Below are 17778 nucleotides of genomic sequence, written 5' to 3' on the forward strand. Positions count from 1 at the left end.
GGCAGATCAGAGGAATGGAAGTCCGCGATCGGCCGGGTTCGCGGATTACCCGGAAATAGGGTGTCGCCTGAGAGGAATCCCACATCACATCGTCATCACAAAGCCGTTGATTCGGCCGGGATCACTCCTCACTCGCTGTAACGTCGATTGGGTGCGTACCGAACGGAAGCCCACCCGTCTGGACCGGGTGTTCGCGAGACTGGACCGGGAGCCGGAACGACCGGCGCTCCTGGACGTACCGGAGATGAGCCGGCACAGGTTCGCGCTGTTCGCCGGGACCCTCGCGTTCTACCTCGCGATCGTGTGGGCCGTACTGATCACCTCGTGGCTGGTCCGGCTCGACTGGCAGGTCATGTTCTTCCGGCCCTACCAGCAGTGGCCGGAGATCCACGCGTTCGTCGACTACTACGTGGTGCTCGGCCAGCGCGGCCCCACCGCCGTGATGGTCGCGGCCTGGCTCGGCTGGCGCTCCTGGCGGCAGCACACCCTGCGTCCGCTGCTCGCCCTCGGCGTCTCACTGCTCCTGCTGAACGTCACCGTCGGTGCCGCCAAGTACGGCATGGGCCGGCTGGGGCCGCACTACGCGACCACGATCGGCGCCAACGAGATGTGGCTCGGCGGCGATATATTTCCGAGCGGTCACACCGCGAACGCCGTCGTGACCTGGGGCATTCTCGCCTACCTGGCCTCGACGCCCAGGGCCCGGCGCTGGCTGTCCGCGGTGTCCGCGGTCACCTCGCTCGGGGTGGGCATGTCCACCGTCTACCTCGGTACGCACTGGCTCAGCGACGTGCTCCTCGGCTGGGTCGCGGGGCTGCTGATCCTGCTGGCGCTGCCCTGGTGCGAACCGCTGATCGCCCGTGCCGAGGCGTGGATCCTCGGTCTGCGCGACCGCTGGTTCGCCCGCCGCGGCCCCGCGGAGCGGCCGGTCGGCCCGCCCGTGGCCGTCACCCCGTCCGGGCGGGAGAAGGCACCGGCCCGCGAACCCGCCGCGGCGCCCCGCCCTCCCCGGGCCCCGGTGTACCTGGCCCCGGGCCCGCACACGACCCGCTCGGACCGTACGCCGGTGACCCCGGCCGGCAGCCGCCGGCCGCCGCACTCCGACCGCCACCCGCGCGGCACGGCCCCGGCCGCACGTCCCCTGTCGGGCGGCTGACCGGGCCTCAGCCCTTCCAGGCCCGGGACACGCGGCCGTCCTTCACCTCGAAGTTGAGGCGGCCCACGCGGTACTCCATGGTGATGACCGTGCCGGGCGCCAGGGACCGCACGGTCGACCAGCCCCGCTCCCGCGCCAGCCGTTCGGCCGCGTCGGAATCGAGGCCGACGTAGGTGTCCGGACTGTCCTGGGGTTCGGCCGGGGGCGTCGGAATCGGTGCCATGCCGCCACGCTATGCCCTGCCCCGGGAGGGCGGAAGCCCACGCCGGTGACACGGGTCGCGGATGCACGTACGGTCACACTTCTGTCACAGGATCATGATGCGCGTTTCGAGGGAACTCACTCACACGGACGGACGGTTTGGTACGTGTTCCGCAGCCGGGTGAGGTGAATTTCCGCGTGTCGCGGACCCCGTCGAATAAGCGAACGGAAAAGGCGCTCAGGACATCCCGGCGACGCACCGCATTCCACACCCGAACACTCCCGAACGGACGTCCGGACGGACGTCCGGACGACCTTGCGAACGGGCTTGTGGACCGCTTGCGCGGATCGAACACCGGACACGGGAAACACATCGCGTGCTCACGAATTCTCCCCAACCCGGCATGCCGTCGGCCGCGGTCAGGACTCCAGCGGGGTGACGGCGAGGGACAGGTCGTTGTCCCGGGTGTAGTACGGCCCGGCCTCGACGGGACCGTGCGGCGTGCGCACGCGCGCGCGGGGGAACGTGCGGGGGAACGTGAGGACCGGGTTCTTGTCGGCGACGTCGTCCAGCAGCCGCGCGAGGCGCACCGCAGGGCCGGAGTCACCGGCGGGCCGCAGCCACAGGTCCCAGAGGCCCGGCGCCAGGCTGCCGTAGGGCACGGTGAAGGCGAACTCCGTCCGCTCGGCGGCGAGGTCCAGCCGGCGCACACCGCCCTCGCCGGTCCCGGGCCTGGCCCGCAGCTCGGCGGCGGCTCCGGGCACGAGCCGAGTGCCGTACACCCGCCCCCGTACCGTCAGACCGTCGCTCGCCAGGTGCAGGTCCACCGTCTCCGCGTGCGGGGCGCGCAGCCAGCTCCGGACGGTGAGGTTGCCCTGCCGGGTGGCGTACGGGATGCGGACGGCGACGTGGCCGAGCAGTCCGCTGGGGGTGCGCTCGGCCAGGGAGCGCAGGTCGGTGACACCGGGCACCAGGCGTCGCGGCTCGCCGTCGGACACGCGGGCATAGGCGTCCCAGCGGCCCTCGGGCAGGGACACGCTGCTGGGCAGCGCGGCACGCAGCCGGCCCTCCGCCGCCGGGGCCAGCGGCAGGCTCACCGTGTCCTCGGCACCACCGGACGCACAGCCGGTCCCGGCCTCGCGGCGCCGCAGGATGAGCAGGGCCGCCCCGGTGTTTCCACGCGCGGCGACGTCGAAGGTCAGGCCGCCCGCGGAGTCGCCGATGCAGTCGGCGCGCAGCGGGGCGGCCGGTGGGGCCGGCGGCGTCATGCGGTGCGGTTCCTCCCTGGGTGTCTCGTCGTCCGGTTAGACCCGGAACCCCGCCTTCTGGTTGTCCGTGTCCGATTGCGATGTGGTCACGGCGGGAGCGACCGCCCGGCGACGACCATTTCCAGTCACCCGGTTCATTCACTGATTTCCTGATTTGTCGACTCGCGCGAGACGGCGACGGACTGCTGCACCGACTCAACTCCTGGTCGGGCCAGGCCACTTGGGCGTGCGGCGACGCGCGCGGCCGACGGACGACCATACGCGCCGCATGGTTCGATTCCGTTGGCCATGGGGCGTGACTCCCGCCACTGATCACCCGTTGTCCTTGCATGAACCGGGGACCCGCCCGGACCACGGCCCGGGAGCCACCCGGTCCGGCCACGCACCGCATCCCGAGGGAGCCACCCGTGCCGCGCATGCTCGACGTCGGCGACGACGTACGCGCCGAGATCGGCGACGAAGAAGCCGACCGCCTGCTGGCCGGGGAGTCCGCCCCGGGCAGCTACGACTGCACGTCCTGCCGCACCCCGGGCGACTGTGAGCAGGAGCGCACCAGCACCGTCCTCTTCATCGGGGACGAGACCGCCGTGCTCGCCTTCGCCCACGCCGGCTGTCTGCCCTCCCAGGTGGTCAAGGTCACCGAGGAGCAGCTCCAGGGGGCCGTGCGGTCCATCAACGCCGACCACGCCCACTCCGAGCCCGGTCCCGCCGCTCCCGAGAAGACCGCCCCGGAGCAGGCCGTGCTCGGGGTGACCAGCGGACTGATCCTGATCGCCGGGGAGCTGCACCCGGCCCTCGTGGTGGAGCCGACCGCTCCCATCGCGCGGCCCGGCACGGCCGGTGCGGGCGACGACTTCCTGCCGCTGCTGATCGAGCAGGGCTTCATGCCGGTCACCGAGCTGGCGTCCACGCCCGCCGTGCTGCACGGCTGGTCGGTGCTGCTCGCGATGGGCCAGCTGCACGCGGTGCTCCAGCCCGGGACGGGCGGCGGCCGGCCGGTGGCCTGGTGGCAGGCGCACCAGCCGCTCCAGGTCACCGAGGGCTGGCGCACGGCGGCCAACAAGCACCAGCAGGTGCTGATGTTCGCCGCGCCCGTCGGGTCGATCGGGCGGCAGCCGCGCGAGGACCTGCTGCGGGACGCGCTGGACAAGGCCGCGGCGAACGGGCAACTGGTCGCGGCCGCGCTGCCGCTGGCGGGGACCTGAGCCCGTTCACGCGGTGCCGGACGGCCACCGCCTGGGCCGCATCCCTTCCCGCGCGGGGTCGTTTGGACATATGTGTACGCATACGACGCCTTCCACCGCCGCGGCGGCCCCTCGGCCACCCCCATCTACGACGCGCTCTACGCCGAGTACGTCAGGTCCTTCCGCTCGCTGCCGGGCGATCGCAGCGGTGAGGAGGAGCTGGGGTTCACGGCCTTCCGGAGCATCCCGCGCAGCAGAGGCGCCTACAGCGCCTACAGCGCGGGGGCCCAGAGCGCCCGCGTCGGCCAGCAGGCGGTGTGGCAGCGCGTCGGCACGCACCACGTACCGGCCGCGCTGCCACCGGCCCCGCGGACCGGAGCCTGACCGCCACCCGAGCGACGAGAGAGGGCGGCCCCGGCCGGGGTCGCCCTCTCTCGTGTGCGGCCGCTTCCGCGGGCTCGGGTCACTTCTTCTTCGCGCCGCGCTTCTCGCGCACCCGCACGGAGATGTGGATCGGCGTCCCCTCGAAGCCGAACTCCTCGCGCAGCCGGCGCTCGATGAAGCGCCGGTAGCCCGCCTCGATGAAACCGGAGGCGAAGAGCACGAACCGCGGGGGCTTGGTGCCCGCCTGCGTGCCGAAGAGGATGCGCGGCTGCTTGCCGCCCCGCACCGGGTGCGGGTGGGCGGCGACCAGCTCGCCGAGGAACGCGTTCAGCCGGCCCGTCGGGACCCGGGTCTCCCAGCCGGCCAGGGCGGTCTCGATCGCCGGGACCAGCTTCTCCATGTGCCGGCCGGTCTGCGCCGAGACGTTGACCCGCGGTGCCCACGCCACCTGGCCGAGTTCCGTCTCGATCTCCCGCTCCAGGTAGTAGCGGCGCTCCTCGTCGAGGGTGTCCCACTTGTTGTAGGCGACGACGATCGCCCGTCCCGCCTCGACGGCCATGGTGACGATCCGCTGGTCCTGGACGGAGATCGACTCGGAGGCGTCGATGAGGACGACGGCGACCTCCGCCTTCTCGACGGCGGCGGCGGTACGCAGCGAGGCGTAGTAGTCGGCGCCCTGCTGAAGGTGGACGCGCTTGCGGATGCCCGCCGTGTCGACGAACTTCCAGATCACGCCGCCCAGTTCGATCAGCTCGTCGACCGGGTCGCGGGTGGTGCCGGCCAGTTCGTCGACGACGACGCGGTCCTCGCCCGCCACCTTGTTCAGCAGCGAGGACTTGCCGACGTTGGGCCGGCCGATCAGGGCGATGCGGCGCGGGCCGCCGACGGCGGTGCCGAAGGTCTGTGCCGGGGCCTCGGGCAGGGCCTCCAGCACCTGGTCCAGCATGTCGCCGGTGCCGCGGCCGTGCAGCGCCGAGACCGGGTACGGCTCCCCCAGGCCCAGCGACCACAGGTAGGAGGCGTCGGCCTCGCCGCTCGGGCCGTCCACCTTGTTGGCGCACAGCACGACGGGCTTGCCGGCCTTGCGCAGCAGCCGTACGACCGCCTCGTCGGTGTCGGTGGCGCCGACCTTGGCGTCCACGACGAAGACGACGGCGTCTGCGGCCTCGATGGCGTACTCGGCCTGGGCGGCCACGGAGGCGTCGATGCCGAGGACGTCCTGCTCCCAGCCGCCGGTGTCGACGACCTTGAAGCGGCGCCCGGCCCACTCGGCCTCGTAGGTGACACGGTCGCGGGTGACGCCTGGCTTGTCCTCGACGACGGCCTCACGGCGGCCGATGATGCGGTTCACCAGGGTCGACTTGCCGACATTGGGGCGGCCGACGACGGCGAGGACGGGCAGCGGGCCGTGCCCGGCCTCCTCGATCGCGCCCTCGACCTCCTCGGCGTCGAAGCCCTCTTCGGCGGCCAGCTCCATGAACTGCGTGTACTCGGCGTCGCCGAGCGCCCCGTGGTCGTGCTCCCCGCCCGAGCCCTCGGAGTGGATGTGGTCGTTCATGAAGTCCGTACCTCGTTCATCGTGGTGATCGGTGGTGCACCCGGTACCGGGTGACCCACTACTCAAGTGTCACGGCGCCCGGTGAGGCGCCTGGCGTTTTCCAGGTGCGCGGTGAGCTGCTTCTGGATGCGTTCGGTGGCCTCGTCCAGGGCCTTGCGGGTACGCCGCCCGCTGCCGTCGCCCGCGTCGAAGGGGTCGCCGAAGACGACGTCCACGCGGGAGCGCAGCGGGGGCAGCGCCTTTATCAACCGCCCGGGGCGGTCCGTACTTCCCAGCACGGCGACCGGGACGATCGGCGCGCCGCTGCGCACCGCGAAGTAGGCGAGCCCGGCGCGCAGCGAGGCGAAGTCGCCCCCGCCCCGGGTGCCCTCCGGGAAGATGCCCAGGACGCCGCCGTGCGCCAGCACGCCGAGCGCCTGCCCTATGGCCGTGCGGTCGGTGGAGTGGCGGTCCACCTTCAGCTGGCCGATGCCGGTCAGGAACGTCCCGAGCGGGCCGATGAACGCCTCCTTCTTGATCAGGAAGTGCGTCGGCCTGGGTGCCACGCCCATGACCATCGGGCCGTCGATGTTGTGCGCGTGGTTGACGGCGTAGATCACCGGGCCGGTGGCGGGCACCCGCCAGGCGCCGAGCACTCGCGGCTTCCACAGCCCGTACATCAGGCCGACGCCGATCCGCCGCCCGGCCTCGGCGCCCTTCTCGGAGGGAACGGGGGGTGCGGTCACTTCCCCGCCCGCTTCTCCTCGACGAGGGTGACGACGCACTCGATGACCTGCGGGAGGGTGAGCGCGGTGGTGTCCACCTCGACCGCGTCGGCGGCCTTGGCCAGCGGCGAGGTCCTGCGGCTGGAGTCGGCCGCGTCCCGCTTGATCAGGGCCTCGCGGGTGGCGTTGACGTCGGCGCCCTTCAGCTCGCCACTGCGGCGGGCGGCGCGGGCCTCCGCCGAGGCGGTGAGGAAGATCTTCAGGTCGGCGTCCGGCAGCACGGTGGTGCCGATGTCGCGGCCCTCGACGACGATGCCGAGGGGTGCCGCGGCGGCGATGGTGCGCTGCAGCTCGGTGATCCGGGCGCGGACCTCCGGCACGGCGCTGACCGCGCTGACCTTGGAGGTGACCTCCTGGGTGCGGATGGGACCGGCCACGTCCACGCCGTCGACCGTGATGGTCGGGCCCGCCGGGTCGGTGCCGGAGACGATCTCGGGCTTTCCGGCCGCGGCGGCGACGGCGTGCGGGTCGTCGGTGTCTATGCCGTTGCTGACCATCCACCACGTGATCGCCCGGTACTGGGCACCGGTGTCCAGGTAGCTCAGGCCGAGCTGTGCGGCCACGGCCTTCGACGTGCTCGACTTGCCCGTGCCGGAGGGACCGTCGATGGCGACAATCACGGCCGGAACGGTCGGGGCGGCGCCGTTTTCCACGAGGGGACACCTTCCTGGTGCGGTGCGGTGGGTGGTGTGCGGGACGCGAGCGCGTCCCGCACAAGGTTACCGGGCCTGGGGAGCCCCTCTCACAGCCCTGTGGCGCCGCGCACCCCCGTGAGGCCCCGCGATCACTGCCGGATCGCCCAGCCCCGCTCCCCGAGGCCCGCCGTGAGCACGGCCGCGGCCCTCGGTTCCACCATCAGCTGCACCAGACCCGCCTGCTGCCCGGTCGCGTGCTCGATCCGTACGTCCTCGATGTTGACCCCGGCCCGTCCCGCGTCCGCGAAGATGCGGGCCAGCTGGCCGGGCTGGTCGTCGATGAGGACGGCCACCGTCTCGTAGGCCCGTGGGGCCGAGCCGTGCTTGCCGGGGACGCGGACCTGTCCGGCGTTGCCGCGCCGCAGCACCTCGGCGATGCCGGTGCCGCCCTCGCGGCGCTCGTCCTCGTCGGCGGACTGCAGGGCCCGCAGGGCCCGTACCGTCTCCTCCAGGTCGGCGGCGACGTCGGTGAGCAGGTCGGCGACCGGCCCGGGGTTGGCGGAGAGGATGTCGATCCACATCCGGGGGTCGGAGGCGGCGATCCGGGTCACGTCGCGGATGCCCTGCCCGCACAGCCGTACGGCGGCCTCCTCGGCGTGCTCCAGGCGCGCGGCGACCATGCTGGAGACCAGGTGGGGCATGTGGGAGACGAGAGCCACGGCGCGGTCGTGGGCGTCGGCGTCCATCACCACGGGCACCGCTCGGCAGTGCGAGACCAGCTCCAGGGCGAGGTTCAGCACCTCGGTGTCGGTGTCCCGGGTCGGGGTCAGCACCCAGGGGCGGCCCTCGAAGAGGTCCGCGGTGGCGGCCAGCGGGCCGGATTTCTCGCGGCCGGACATGGGGTGCGTGCCGATGTACGCGGAGAGATCGAGCCCGCGCGCCTCCAGTTCCCGCCGCGGGCCGCCCTTGACGCTGGCCACGTCGATGTAGCCGCGGGCGACACCGCGGGCCATGGCGTCGGCGAGCACGTCCGCCACCAGGGCGGGCGGGGCCGCGACGATCGCGAGGTCGACCGGTCCGTCCGGCACCTCGTCGGTGCCGGCGCCGAGCGCGGCGGCCGTCCGGGCCTGCTCGGGGTCGTGGTCGGCGAGGTGGACGCTGACGCCCCGGCCGGTGAGGGCCAGGGCGGCGGAGGTGCCGATGAGGCCGGTGCCGATGACGAGTGCGGTTCTCACTGGGCGATGTCCTTGCGCAGGGCCGCGGCGGCGCCGAGGTAGACGTGGGCGATCCCGGCACGGGGCCGGTCGGACTCGATGTGGGCGAGGACCCTCACGACGCGCGGCATGGCGCCCTCGATGTCCAGCTCCTGGGCGCAGATCAGCGGCACGTCGGTGATGCCGAGGCCCCGGGCCGCGGCGGCCGGGAAGTCGCTGCGCAGATCCGGGGTGGCCGTGAACCACAGGCTGATCAGGTCGTCGGCCGTCAGGTCGTTGCGCTCCATGACTGCGGTCAGCAGGGCCGCGACCCGCTCGTCCATGTGCCCGGCCTCGTCCCGCTCCAGTTGGACGGCGCCCCGGACCGCTCGTACCGCCACGGCGATGCTCCTCGCTGACGTGCGTATCGGTTCTTGGTCCGTCCAGCCTAGTCAGCCCGCCGCACACCGGCCCGGGGCGCCCGCCTCCCGAGACGCCGGCCCCGGCCGGAACCCCCCGGGGCCGCGAGACGACCCGCACTCCGGCCCGCCGCGCTCCGGCCCGCGCAGCCCGCTCAGGTCGGCGGCGGGCAGCAGGTGCACGCCGCGCAGGCCGGCGTCCGAGTCGCGGGAGGGGAAGCCGTGGAGGTGGGCGCCCGACACGGTGGCGAGCGGCGCCGGGGGCTGTTCGGCCACTACCGGGGCCAGGCCGGTGTCCAGGGCCTCGATCATGCGCTCAAGCGTCCCAGAGCGCTCCGAGGGCCAGCAGGTCGCCCCGGTACTCGATGCGGTCCGCCCACTCGGCCGGCCAGGCGTCGGCTCCCAGGTGCGCGCCCGCGAAGGCCCCGGCGAGGCACGCGATGGAGTCGGAGTCGCCGGCGGTGCAGGCGCCGCGGCGCAGGGCGGTCAGCGGCTCGTCGACGAAGAGCAGGAAGCAGAGCAGCCCGGCCGCCATGGCCTCCTCGGCGACCCAGCCCTGGCCGACGGCCAGACAGGGGTCGGTCTCGGGCGAGACGGCGCGCACCGCCTCCTGGAGCCGGTCGAGTATCGCCAGGCACTCGTCCCAGCCGCGCGCGATGAAGTGCTCGGGCGTGGGGTCCTCGGTACGGGTCCACAGGTCGCCGAGCCAGCGCTCGTGGTAACGGGTGCGGTTGTCGTAGGCGTAGGAGCGCAGCATCCCGACCAGTCCGGTCGGCTCGGCTCCCTCGGCGAGCAGCCGTACGGCGTGCGCGGTGAGGTCGGAGGCGGCGAGCGCGGTGGGGTGCCCGTGGGTGAGTGCGGACTGCAACTGGGCGGCGCCCGCGCGCTGTTCGTCGCTGAGGCCGGGGACGAGCCCGACCGGTGCGACGCGCATGTTGGCGCCGCAGCCCTTGGAGTGGATCTGGCTGGCGTCCTGCCAGGGGCGGTCCGCGGTCTTGAGGAGGTTGCAGGCCTTGAGGCAGGTGTTGCCCGGCGCCCGGTTGTTCTCCGGCGACCGGTACCAGTCGACGAACTCCTCGCGCACCGGCCGTTCCATCCGCTTGGGAACGAGCAGTCCCCGGTCCATGGCGGTGCGCAGTCCCCGCCCCAGCGCCAGCGTCATCTGCGTGTCGTCGGTGACGAACGCGGGGTCGGGCAGCGCCATGTCGCGCCAGGGGCCGCACTTGGCGAGGATCGACGGGACGTCGTCGAACTCGGTGGGGAAGCCCAGGGCGTCGCCGAGGGCGAGGCCGGTGAGCGCCCCGGTGGCGGCGCGCTTGGTGACGGGGGTCGTGGTCATGCGGGGCGTCCTTCCCGAGGGGTGCGGAGCAGGGGCGGGTGCAGGGTGGCGGCGGAGCCCGCGCGGTAGAGCGCGGCGGGCTTGCCCCGGCCTCCGGTCAGGCGGGCGGCGCCCGGGACGGGCTCGACGAAGCCGGGGGTGGCGAGGACCTTGCGGCGGAAGTTGGGCCGGTCCAGGGCGGTGCCCCACACCGTCTCGTAGACCTGCCGCAGCTCGCCGAGCGTGAACTCCACCGGGCAGAAGGCGGTGGCCAGGCAGGTGTACTCCAGCTTGGCGCCGACGCGGGTGCGGGCGTCGGCCAGGATGCGGTCGTGGTCGAAGGCGAGGCCCCGGGCCCTGTCGTACGGCACCCAGCGGGCCTCGGCCGCGTCCGTGCCGGCGTGCGGCTCGGGCGGGTCGGGCAGCAGGGCGGCGAAGGCGACGGAGACGACCCGCATCCGGGGGTCGCGGCCGGGTTCGCTGTAGGTCCGCAGCTGCTCCAGGTGCAGCCCGGTCACGTCCGCCAGGCCCGTCTCCTCGGCCAGCTCGCGGCGGGCGGCCGTCTCCGCCGACTCGTCGGGGAGCAGGAAGCCACCGGGCAGCGCCCGGCGTCCGGCGTACGGCTCCTGGCCGCGCTCGACGAGCAGCACGTGCAGCGCGCCCGCGCGCAGCGTGAGGACGGCGAGATCGACGGCGACGGCGAAGGGCTCGAAAGCGTGCTTGTCGTAGCCGTGCACGACCGGCCACCCCCTTAATAGTCATTGCGACTATAAAAGGGGGCGGCCGGTCGGCACAAGCCTCCGGGCCCCGTGCGCTCTCGGGGTCCCCGGGGGTCTACTCGGGTTCTCCGGGGGTTTAGAGGTCGACCTCCGACATCAGCATCCCGACCTCCGTGTTGGACAGGCGGCGCAGCCAGCCCGACTTCTGGTCGCCCAGCGTGATCGGGCCGAAGCCGGTGCGCACCAGTTGGTCGACCGGGAAGCCCGCCTCCGCCAGCATCCGGCGGACGATGTGCTTGCGGCCCTCGTGCAGGGTGACCTCGACCAGGTAGTTCTTGCCGGTCTGCTCGACGACCCGGAAGTGGTCCGCGCGCGCGTAGCCGTCCTCCAGCTGGATGCCGTCCTTGAGGCGCTTGCCGAGGTCGCGCGGGATCGGGCCCACGATGTGCGCGAGGTAGGTCTTCTTCACGCCGTACCGCGGGTGGGTCAGGCGGTGGGCCAGCTCGCCGTGGTTGGTGAGCAGGATGACACCCTCGGTCTCGGTGTCGAGCCGGCCCACGTGGAAGAGGCGGGTCTCGCGGTTGGTGACATAGTCACCGAGGCACTGGCGGCCCTCCGGGTCCTCCATGGTGGAGACGACCCCGGCGGGCTTGTTGAGCGAGAAGAACTGGTACGACTGCGTGGCGACGGTCAGGCCGTCGACCTTGACCTCGTCCTTCTCCGGGTCGACCCGCTTGCCCTGTTCGAGGACGATCTCGCCGTTGACCTCCACCCGCGCCTGCTCGATCAGCTCCTCGCAGGAACGCCGGGAGCCGTAGCCCGCGCGCGCGAGGACCTTCTGCAGCCGCTCGCCCTCCTGCTCGGCGCCCGGGAAGGTCTTGGGCAGCTTGACGTCCTTCTTGCCCGCGTACCGCTCCCGGTTGCGCTCCTCGGCCCGGGTCTCGTACTCGCGGGACGTGGCCGGGGCGCTGCGCCCTCGCTGCTGGGGCCGCTTGGGGCCGCCCTTGGCACCGCCGCGCGCCGAGGGGCCGCGGCCCGACTTCGGGCCGTCCAGGGTGGCGCCGGGGCCCACGTCGTAGCGCCGCTCCTCCGGGCGCGGCCGCTTCGGACGGCCGCCCTGCTTGTCGTCGCGGTTGTCACCGGCGCCGCGCCGGCTGCCGCGGCCACCGCCGCTCCCGCCGCGTCCGCCGCCACTCCCGCCGCGGCCGCCGCTGTTGCCACCACGGCTCCCGCCGTTGTTTCCGCTGCTGTTCCTGCCGCTGCTGCTTCGCATCAAAGTTCCGTCTTGTCGTCTGCGTCCTCGGAATCCGGGGCGTCCGGATCGAACGACGGGACCGCTTCCAGGGTCTCGGCCTCGATCGCCGCCGCCTCCGGGAGGAAGGGCGCGAGCTCCGGGAGTTCGTCCAGGCCGCGCAGGCCCATCCGCTCCAGGAAGTAGTTCGTCGTCACGTACAGGATCGCACCTGTTTCGGGTTCCGTGCCCGCCTCCTCCACCAGCCCCCTCTGCAGGAGGGTGCGCATCACGCCGTCGCAGTTCACACCGCGCACCGCGGAGACGCGGCTGCGGCTGACCGGCTGGCGGTAGGCGACCACGGCGAGGGTCTCCAGCGCGGCCTGGGTCAGGCGGGCGTGCTGGCCGTCCAGGACGAAGCCCTCGACGGCGGCGGCGTACTCGGGCCGGCTGTAGAAGCGCCAGCCGCCCGCGATCAGGCGCAGCTCGAAGCCGCGGCCCTGGACCGCGTACTCGTCGGCCAGCTCGCGCAGGGCGTCCGTGATCCGCCGGCGGGGCCGCCGCAGTGTCCTCGCCAGCTGCTCCTCGGTCGCGGGCTCGTCGACGACCATGAGGACGGCTTCGAGCGCGGGCTTGAGGTCGAGGTCCGCGACGCCGTCCGGGCCGTCGACGGCCTCCGTGGTCTGCTCACTCACGGTGGTCTGCTCACTCACGCCTTCCGCTCCTCCTCGGTCTTCTCCGGCGGCCGGTCGAACTCGTCGGTCACCAGCGGCTGGGTCTCCCCGTCGCCGCCGGTCCAGCGCACCAGCAGGTCGCCGAGCGCGGTCTCCTGGTCCAGCTCGACGGCCTTCTCGCGGTACAGCTCCAGCAGGGCGAGGAAGCGGGCGACGACGGTCAGCGTGTCCTCGGTGTCCCGCACCAGCACGCGGAAGCTGGCCTCGCCCAGCTCCTTCAGACGGGCGACGACGATCCCGGCCTGCTCCTGCACGCTGACGAGGGGCGCGTGGATGTGATCGACGTACACCTGCGGCTTGGGCTTGGGCTGCATCGCCTTCACGGCGAGCCTGGCGAAGCCCTCGGGGCCGAGGCTGATGACGACCTCGGGCAGCAGCTCGGCGTGGTGGGGCTCCAGGCCTACGGTACGGGGGTGGCGGCGGGCCTCGGCCTCCAGCCGGTCGTTGAAGATCTCCGCGATCCGCTTGTACGCGCGGTACTGCAGCAGCCGCGCGAAGAGCAGGTCGCGGGCCTCCAGCAGCGCCAGGTCGGCCTCGTCCTCGACCTCGGCGGCGGGCAGCAGCCGGGCCGCCTTCAGGTCGAGCAGGGTGGCCGCGACCACCAGGAACTCGGTCGTCTCGTCGAGGTCCCAGTCGGGCCCCATCGCCCGGATGTGCGCCATGAACTCGTCGGTCACCTTGGACAGCGCGACCTCGGTGACGTCCATCTTGTGCTTGGAGATCAGCTGGAGCAGCAGGTCGAAGGGGCCCTCGAAGTTGGCGAGCCGCACCTTGAACACGGCTCCGCCCGTCTCGTCGGGCGCGCCCCCCCCGGGGGGTCCTGGGAGGGGGCTCCCGGCCGTCCGGCGGCGTCTCCGCCCGCCCCGCGCGGCGAGTCCTCCGGCACCGCCGCGGGCGGAGGCTGGGCATCCGGGTGCGGCACGACGTCGCCGGTCGCGCTGCCGGGTCCGGCGGCCCCCGGCGTGCCTGCGATCGTCGGAGCCCCGGTCACCCCGGCCGTCCCGGCCGCCGCTGTCGTTTCGGTCGCCCCCACCGCCGCTGTCGTCCCGGTCACCCCAGCCACCGCGGTCGTCCCGACCGCCGCTGTCGTCCCGGTCACCCCGGCCACCGCGGTCGTCCCGACCGCCGCCGTCGTCCCGGTCACCCCGGCCGCCCCGGCCGCCGCTGTCGTCCCGGTCACCCCGGTCGTCCCGGTCACCCCGGTCACCCCGGCCGCCGCCGTCGTCCCGGACGCCGCGGTCACCTCCGGATGCGCAGCGCTCACCGTGCCTGGCCGTCCGACCGGTGCGACGCCCTCTCGATCCGCGTCCGCCGGAGCCTGCCAGGGCACGGGACGCGTCTCCACGACGGGAGCCGCTGCCTCCGGCGGGCCACTCTCCGGGGCCCGCCGCCCAGGCGGCACGGCCGCTTCTCGGCCGGGGTGGACCGACGTCCGCGCGACGGTCGCCCGCACCGACTCGGCGTCCGCCGACCCCGGCCGTGCCCCGGCGTCGGGCTCCTCTTCCGCTCCAGGCACCTCCGCCGCCCCGGCAGCACGCTGCGGGCCCTCACGGCCCGCGAGCGCCGCCTCCGCAGCGGTGGGCCCCGGTTCGGCCCGGGCGGCCGGTGGCGCACTCTCCGGGCCGGGGCCGGGTCCGGGGCCGGGGCCGGGCGGGGCCTCCTCGGGAGCCGGCGGAGCCGTCCGCTCCCCCGGGCCCCTGCCCAGTGCGCGCCGGCGGCCGGAGCGGAGGCCGCGGTCGGGGCGGGGGGCGTCGTTCGAGGTCATGGCCCCCGCAGGCTACCGCTACCGCCCGCGCAGCCGTCGTACGAGGATGCTGGCGTCCCCGCGGGTCTCCAGGTCGGCGAGGACCACGGCGACCGCCTCGCGGACGATGCGGCCGCGGTCGACCGCCAGACCGTGCTCACCCCGGAGCACCAGACGGGCGTGCTCCAGGTCCATCAGCTCCTCGGCGGAGACGTACACGGTGATCTTCTCGTCGTGGCGCTCACGCCCGCTGGGGCGCCGCGCGGCGGCCCTGCCGCGCTTGCGGGGCCGGTCCTCCTGCGCGTCCGTACCCGGTCCGGAGCCCCGCGTGGAGCGCTCCGCGCCCCGGCTGCGCGACTCGCCCGCCGGGCCCGGTTCCGCCGCGGCGTGCTCCGCGCCCCCGCCGTCCCCGCCCTGCGCGGGCACCGACTGCGGTGCGTCCCCGGCGGCGGCCTGGTCGCTCTCCCCCGCCGGGGCCGGCACCCGGGTCTCGCCGCCCGCCGGTCGCCGCGGGGTGGACGCCTGGAGCGCCATTCCCCCTGTCGTACGGAAGAGTTCGTCGGCCCCCGGCAGACTCACTCGGCGTGACACCGGGCGAGCACCTCCCTGGCGAGCTGGCGGTAGGCGGCGGCGCCGACGGAGTTGGAGGCGTACGTGGTGATCGGCTCACCGGCGACCGTGGTCTCCGGGAAGCGGACCGTGCGCCCGATGACCGTGTGGTAGACGTGGTCGTCGAACGCCTCGACGACCCGCGCGAGCACCTCACGGCTGTGCACCGTGCGCGAGTCGTACATCGTGGCGAGGATGCCGTCCAGCTCCAGGTCGGGGTTGAGCCGCTCCTGGACCTTCTCGATCGTCTCGGTCAGCAGGGCCACACCGCGCAGCGCGAAGAACTCGCACTCCAGCGGCACGATCACCTTGTGCGCGGCCGTCAGGGCGTTGACCGTCAGCAGGCCGAGCGAGGGCTGGCAGTCGATCACGATGTAGTCGTAGTCGTCCATCAGCGGCTTCAGCGCCCGCTGCAGTGTGGACTCGCGCGCGACCTCGCTCACCAGCTGCACCTCGGCCGCCGACAGGTCGATGTTGCTGGGCAGCAGGTCCATGTTGGGGACCGCCGTCTTCAGCAGCACCTCGTCGGCCGCCATGCCCCGCTCCATGAGCAGGTTGTAGACGGTGAGGTCGAGCTCCATCGGGTTGACGCCGAGGCCGACCGACAGCGCGCCCTGCGGGTCGAAGTCGACGAGCAGCACCCGGCGCCCGTACTCGGCGAGCGCGGCACCCAGGTTGATGGTCGACGTGGTCTTGCCCACGCCGCCCTTCTGGTTGCACATCGCGATGATCTTGGCGGGGCCGTGATCGGTCAGCGGTCCCGGAATCGGGAAGTACGGCAGCGGGCGTCCGGTCGGACCGATGCGCTCACGGCGCTGACGGGCCGCGTCGGGCGCGAGCGTGGCGGCGTACTCGGGATCCGGCTCGTACTCCGCGTCCGGGTCGTAGAAGTGCCCCTCGGGCAGTTCGTCGTAGTCGGCGAAGTGGTTGCGGGGCGCGCCACTTCCGTCGCCGGCCATGGCGTTCACGTGTTGGCCATCCATACTCATGTGTGCTGACTGAGTTGCCTGCGGACTCGGGTGGGCGGCTGCGTAGGTGCGTACAGCGACGGAGCCGACAGCCTCGAGACGCCCGGGGCCGTGGGCCCGTGCAGGCGTTCCTGGTTGACCACCCCCGGGAGTAAATGTCGACTCATTCACAAGTCGTCTTACCTCCTTGGTGACCAGGTAACTTCTAGACAGGTCAGCGTGGCACCATGCCGACGTTCGGCGACTCTATGGCGTGTCGGCCGTCCGCAGCAACACAATCCGCCGGACCCGGCCCGATGTGTCGGCAATGAAACATCCCTCTGTCAAGGGCGTACGGACGTCGCACAGCAGGTTTCACCGGTGCGCGAATCGGTTGAAGCGTTACGTTCGAGGCGAGTTGACCGAGAATCGCAAAGTGACCATACACACACCCGGCCGGACCTTGTCGGGCAAGGTCCGGCCGGGTGTGTGGCGTTGACGACGACTGTTGACGTATCGCCTTTTCCGATTGCCGACTTAGGCGAGCAGCGTGGCCGGCTCGACGTGCTCGAGACCGTGCGCCTCGGCGACCTCCTTGTAAACCACCTTGCCGTCATGGGTGTTGAGACCCTTGGCGAGCGCGGGGTCGCGGCGCAGCGCCTCGGCCCAGCCGCGGTTGGCCAGCTCCACGATGTACGGCAGCGTGGCGTTGGTCAGCGCGTAGGTGGAGGTGTTGGGCACCGCGCCGGGCATGTTGGCGACGCAGTAGAAGACCGAGCTGTGGACCGGGAAGGTCGGCTCGGCGTGGGTCGTCGGGTGGGAGTCCTCGAAGCAGCCGCCCTGGTCGATGGCGATGTCGACAAGGACACTCCCGGGCTTCATCCGGGACACCAGCTCGTTGGTCACCAGCTTCGGGGCCTTGGCTCCCGGGATCAGTACGGCGCCGATCACGAGGTCGGCCTCCAGGCATGCCTTCTCCAGCTCGAAGGCGTTGGAGACCACGGTCTGGATCTTGGTGCCGAAGATCTTGTCGGCTTCCTTGAGCTTGTTGATGTCCTTGTCGAGCAGGGTCACGTGGAAGCCCATGCCGATGGCGATCTGCGCCGCGTTCCATCCGGAGACACCGCCGCCGATGACGACGGCCCTGCCCGCGAGCACGCCGGGGACACCACCGGGCAGCACACCCCGGCCGCCGTTGGCGGCCATCAGGTGGTAGGCGCCGACCTGGGGGGCCAGCCGGCCCGCGACCTCGGACATCGGGGCCAGCAGCGGCAGCGCGCGGCCGGGCAGCTCGACCGTCTCGTAGGCGATGGCGGTGGTGCCGGACTCGATGAGCGCGTCCGTGCACTCCTTGGAGGCGGCCAGGTGCAGGTAGGTGAAGAGCGTCTGGTCCTTGCGCAGCCGGTGGTACTCCTCCGCGATCGGCTCCTTGACCTTCAGAAGCAGGTCGGCGGTGGCCCAGACCTCGTCGGCGGTGTCCAGTATCCGCGCGCCCGCGGCGACGTACTCGGCGTCGGGGATCGAGGAACCGACACCGGCGTCGCGCTCGACGACGACCTGGTGACCGTGGCGCACCAGCTCGTGCACGCCGGCGGGGGTGATGGCCACCCGGAACTCGTTGTTCTTGACCTCGCGGGGGATGCCGACCTTCACGTGGATCACGGTCCTTGGCTCAGATGATGGGCTATTACAAGGCATACCCGCTCAAGCATG

General features: G+C 72.8%; 17 protein-coding genes and 2 pseudogenes. 3 read left to right on the top strand and 16 right to left on the bottom strand.

Going from position 1 to position 17778, the window contains the following annotated elements:
- Window positions 1-151 precede the first annotated feature (151 nt).
- Window positions 152-1156, top strand: coding sequence for a phosphatase PAP2 family protein (locus ACGFYH_RS08070; protein ID WP_393802269.1), 1005 nt, complete (start codon window positions 152-154; stop codon window positions 1154-1156).
- Between the two features lie 7 nt (window positions 1157-1163).
- Here the strand turns inward: ACGFYH_RS08070 and ACGFYH_RS08075 are convergent, their stop codons facing one another.
- Together ACGFYH_RS08075 and ACGFYH_RS08080 are read right to left on the bottom strand one after the other, a co-directional pair.
- Window positions 1164-1379, bottom strand: coding sequence for an I78 family peptidase inhibitor (locus ACGFYH_RS08075; RefSeq protein WP_003977071.1), 216 nt, complete (start codon window positions 1377-1379; stop codon window positions 1164-1166).
- Between the two features lie 398 nt (window positions 1380-1777).
- Entirely contained in the window at window positions 1778-2626 is an 849-nt protein-coding gene (locus ACGFYH_RS08080) for a hypothetical protein (protein ID WP_393802270.1), read from the bottom strand.
- Window positions 2627-3033: 407 nt separating this feature from the next.
- Here ACGFYH_RS08080 and ACGFYH_RS08085 point away from each other — a divergent pair, with 407 nt between their 5' ends.
- Both ACGFYH_RS08085 and ACGFYH_RS08090 read left to right on the top strand, forming a co-directional pair.
- Window positions 3034-3831 (top strand): hypothetical protein, encoded by a 798-nt coding sequence (locus tag ACGFYH_RS08085; protein WP_393802271.1) that lies wholly within the window; start codon window positions 3034-3036, stop codon window positions 3829-3831.
- 72 nt (window positions 3832-3903) lie between these two features.
- The gene (locus ACGFYH_RS08090) at window positions 3904-4194 is read left to right on the top strand and encodes a hypothetical protein (RefSeq protein WP_393802272.1); all 291 of its coding nucleotides are present in this window, start codon (window positions 3904-3906) and stop codon (window positions 4192-4194) included.
- Between the two features lie 79 nt (window positions 4195-4273).
- Here ACGFYH_RS08090 and der read toward each other — a convergent pair whose 3' ends face one another.
- The 14 genes and pseudogenes from der to ald form a co-directional block, all read right to left on the bottom strand.
- Window positions 4274-5752, bottom strand: a complete 1479-nt coding sequence (gene der, locus ACGFYH_RS08095; RefSeq protein ID WP_393802273.1) for a ribosome biogenesis GTPase Der — start codon at window positions 5750-5752, stop codon at window positions 4274-4276.
- Window positions 5753-5814: 62 nt separating this feature from the next.
- The gene (locus ACGFYH_RS08100) at window positions 5815-6411 is read right to left on the bottom strand and encodes a lysophospholipid acyltransferase family protein (protein ID WP_393802317.1); all 597 of its coding nucleotides are present in this window, start codon (window positions 6409-6411) and stop codon (window positions 5815-5817) included.
- Between the two features lie 62 nt (window positions 6412-6473).
- Complete coding sequence (gene cmk / locus ACGFYH_RS08105; RefSeq protein WP_393802274.1) at window positions 6474-7169, bottom strand: (d)CMP kinase; 696 nt, start codon at window positions 7167-7169, stop codon at window positions 6474-6476.
- A gap of 131 nt (window positions 7170-7300) precedes the next feature.
- The gene (locus ACGFYH_RS08110) at window positions 7301-8386 is read right to left on the bottom strand and encodes a prephenate dehydrogenase (RefSeq protein ID WP_393802275.1); all 1086 of its coding nucleotides are present in this window, start codon (window positions 8384-8386) and stop codon (window positions 7301-7303) included.
- On the bottom strand, window positions 8383-8745 hold the full coding sequence (aroH, locus tag ACGFYH_RS08115; protein ID WP_393802276.1) for a chorismate mutase: 363 nt from the start codon (window positions 8743-8745) through the stop codon (window positions 8383-8385). The genes ACGFYH_RS08110 and aroH overlap by 4 nt, the downstream gene beginning before the upstream one ends.
- A 153-nt stretch (window positions 8746-8898) precedes the next feature.
- Window positions 8899-9075: pseudogene (locus tag ACGFYH_RS08120) on the bottom strand (DNA polymerase beta superfamily protein); the annotation flags it as partial.
- A 4-nt stretch (window positions 9076-9079) separates the two neighbouring features.
- Window positions 9080-10102, bottom strand: a complete 1023-nt coding sequence (locus ACGFYH_RS08125; RefSeq protein WP_393802277.1) for an ADP-ribosylglycohydrolase family protein — start codon at window positions 10100-10102, stop codon at window positions 9080-9082.
- Window positions 10099-10818, bottom strand: a complete 720-nt coding sequence (locus ACGFYH_RS08130; RefSeq protein ID WP_393802278.1) for an NUDIX domain-containing protein — start codon at window positions 10816-10818, stop codon at window positions 10099-10101. Before ACGFYH_RS08130 ends, ACGFYH_RS08125 begins: the two co-directional genes overlap by 4 nt.
- A 118-nt stretch (window positions 10819-10936) precedes the next feature.
- Window positions 10937-12073, bottom strand: a complete 1137-nt coding sequence (locus ACGFYH_RS08135) for a pseudouridine synthase (RefSeq protein ID WP_393802279.1) — start codon at window positions 12071-12073, stop codon at window positions 10937-10939.
- A complete protein-coding gene (gene scpB, locus ACGFYH_RS08140) occupies window positions 12073-12726 on the bottom strand; it encodes an SMC-Scp complex subunit ScpB (RefSeq protein WP_393802318.1) in 654 nt (217 codons plus the stop codon). Before scpB ends, ACGFYH_RS08135 begins: the two co-directional genes overlap by 1 nt.
- A 14-nt stretch (window positions 12727-12740) precedes the next feature.
- Window positions 12741-13553: pseudogene (locus tag ACGFYH_RS08145) on the bottom strand (segregation and condensation protein A); the annotation flags it as partial.
- Window positions 13554-14548: 995 nt separating this feature from the next.
- Window positions 14549-15043 carry a hypothetical protein gene (locus ACGFYH_RS08150; protein WP_393802280.1) on the bottom strand — a complete coding sequence of 165 codons (495 nt, stop codon included), beginning with the start codon at window positions 15041-15043 and terminating at the stop codon, window positions 14549-14551.
- A 41-nt stretch (window positions 15044-15084) separates the two neighbouring features.
- Window positions 15085-16107 carry a ParA family protein gene (locus ACGFYH_RS08155; RefSeq protein WP_003977053.1) on the bottom strand — a complete coding sequence of 341 codons (1023 nt, stop codon included), beginning with the start codon at window positions 16105-16107 and terminating at the stop codon, window positions 15085-15087.
- Between the two features lie 495 nt (window positions 16108-16602).
- Entirely contained in the window at window positions 16603-17727 is a 1125-nt protein-coding gene (ald, locus tag ACGFYH_RS08160; protein ID WP_393802281.1) for an alanine dehydrogenase, read from the bottom strand.
- Between the last annotated feature and the right edge of the window lie 51 nt (window positions 17728-17778).

Source organism: Streptomyces sp. NPDC048392 (genome assembly GCF_043200575.1).
Classification (GTDB): domain Bacteria; phylum Actinomycetota; class Actinomycetes; order Streptomycetales; family Streptomycetaceae; genus Streptomyces.

Excerpts from the sequence above, each read along its gene's own strand:
- ACGFYH_RS08080 (WP_393802270.1), bottom strand. The coding sequence starts at position 2,626 with ATGACGCCGCCGGCCCCACCGGCCGCCCCGCTGCGCGCCGACTGCATC.
- der (WP_393802273.1), bottom strand. The coding sequence starts at position 5,752 with ATGAACGACCACATCCACTCCGAGGGCTCGGGCGGGGAGCACGACCAC.
- ACGFYH_RS08135 (WP_393802279.1), bottom strand. The coding sequence starts at position 12,073 with ATGCGAAGCAGCAGCGGCAGGAACAGCAGCGGAAACAACGGCGGGAGC.
- ACGFYH_RS08150 (WP_393802280.1), bottom strand. The coding sequence starts at position 15,043 with ATGGCGCTCCAGGCGTCCACCCCGCGGCGACCGGCGGGCGGCGAGACC.
- ACGFYH_RS08125 (WP_393802277.1), bottom strand. The coding sequence starts at position 10,102 with ATGACCACGACCCCCGTCACCAAGCGCGCCGCCACCGGGGCGCTCACC.
- ACGFYH_RS08075 (WP_003977071.1), bottom strand. The coding sequence starts at position 1,379 with ATGGCACCGATTCCGACGCCCCCGGCCGAACCCCAGGACAGTCCGGAC.
- ACGFYH_RS08100 (WP_393802317.1), bottom strand. The coding sequence starts at position 6,411 with ATGTACGGGCTGTGGAAGCCGCGAGTGCTCGGCGCCTGGCGGGTGCCC.
- ACGFYH_RS08155 (WP_003977053.1), bottom strand. The coding sequence starts at position 16,107 with ATGAGTATGGATGGCCAACACGTGAACGCCATGGCCGGCGACGGAAGT.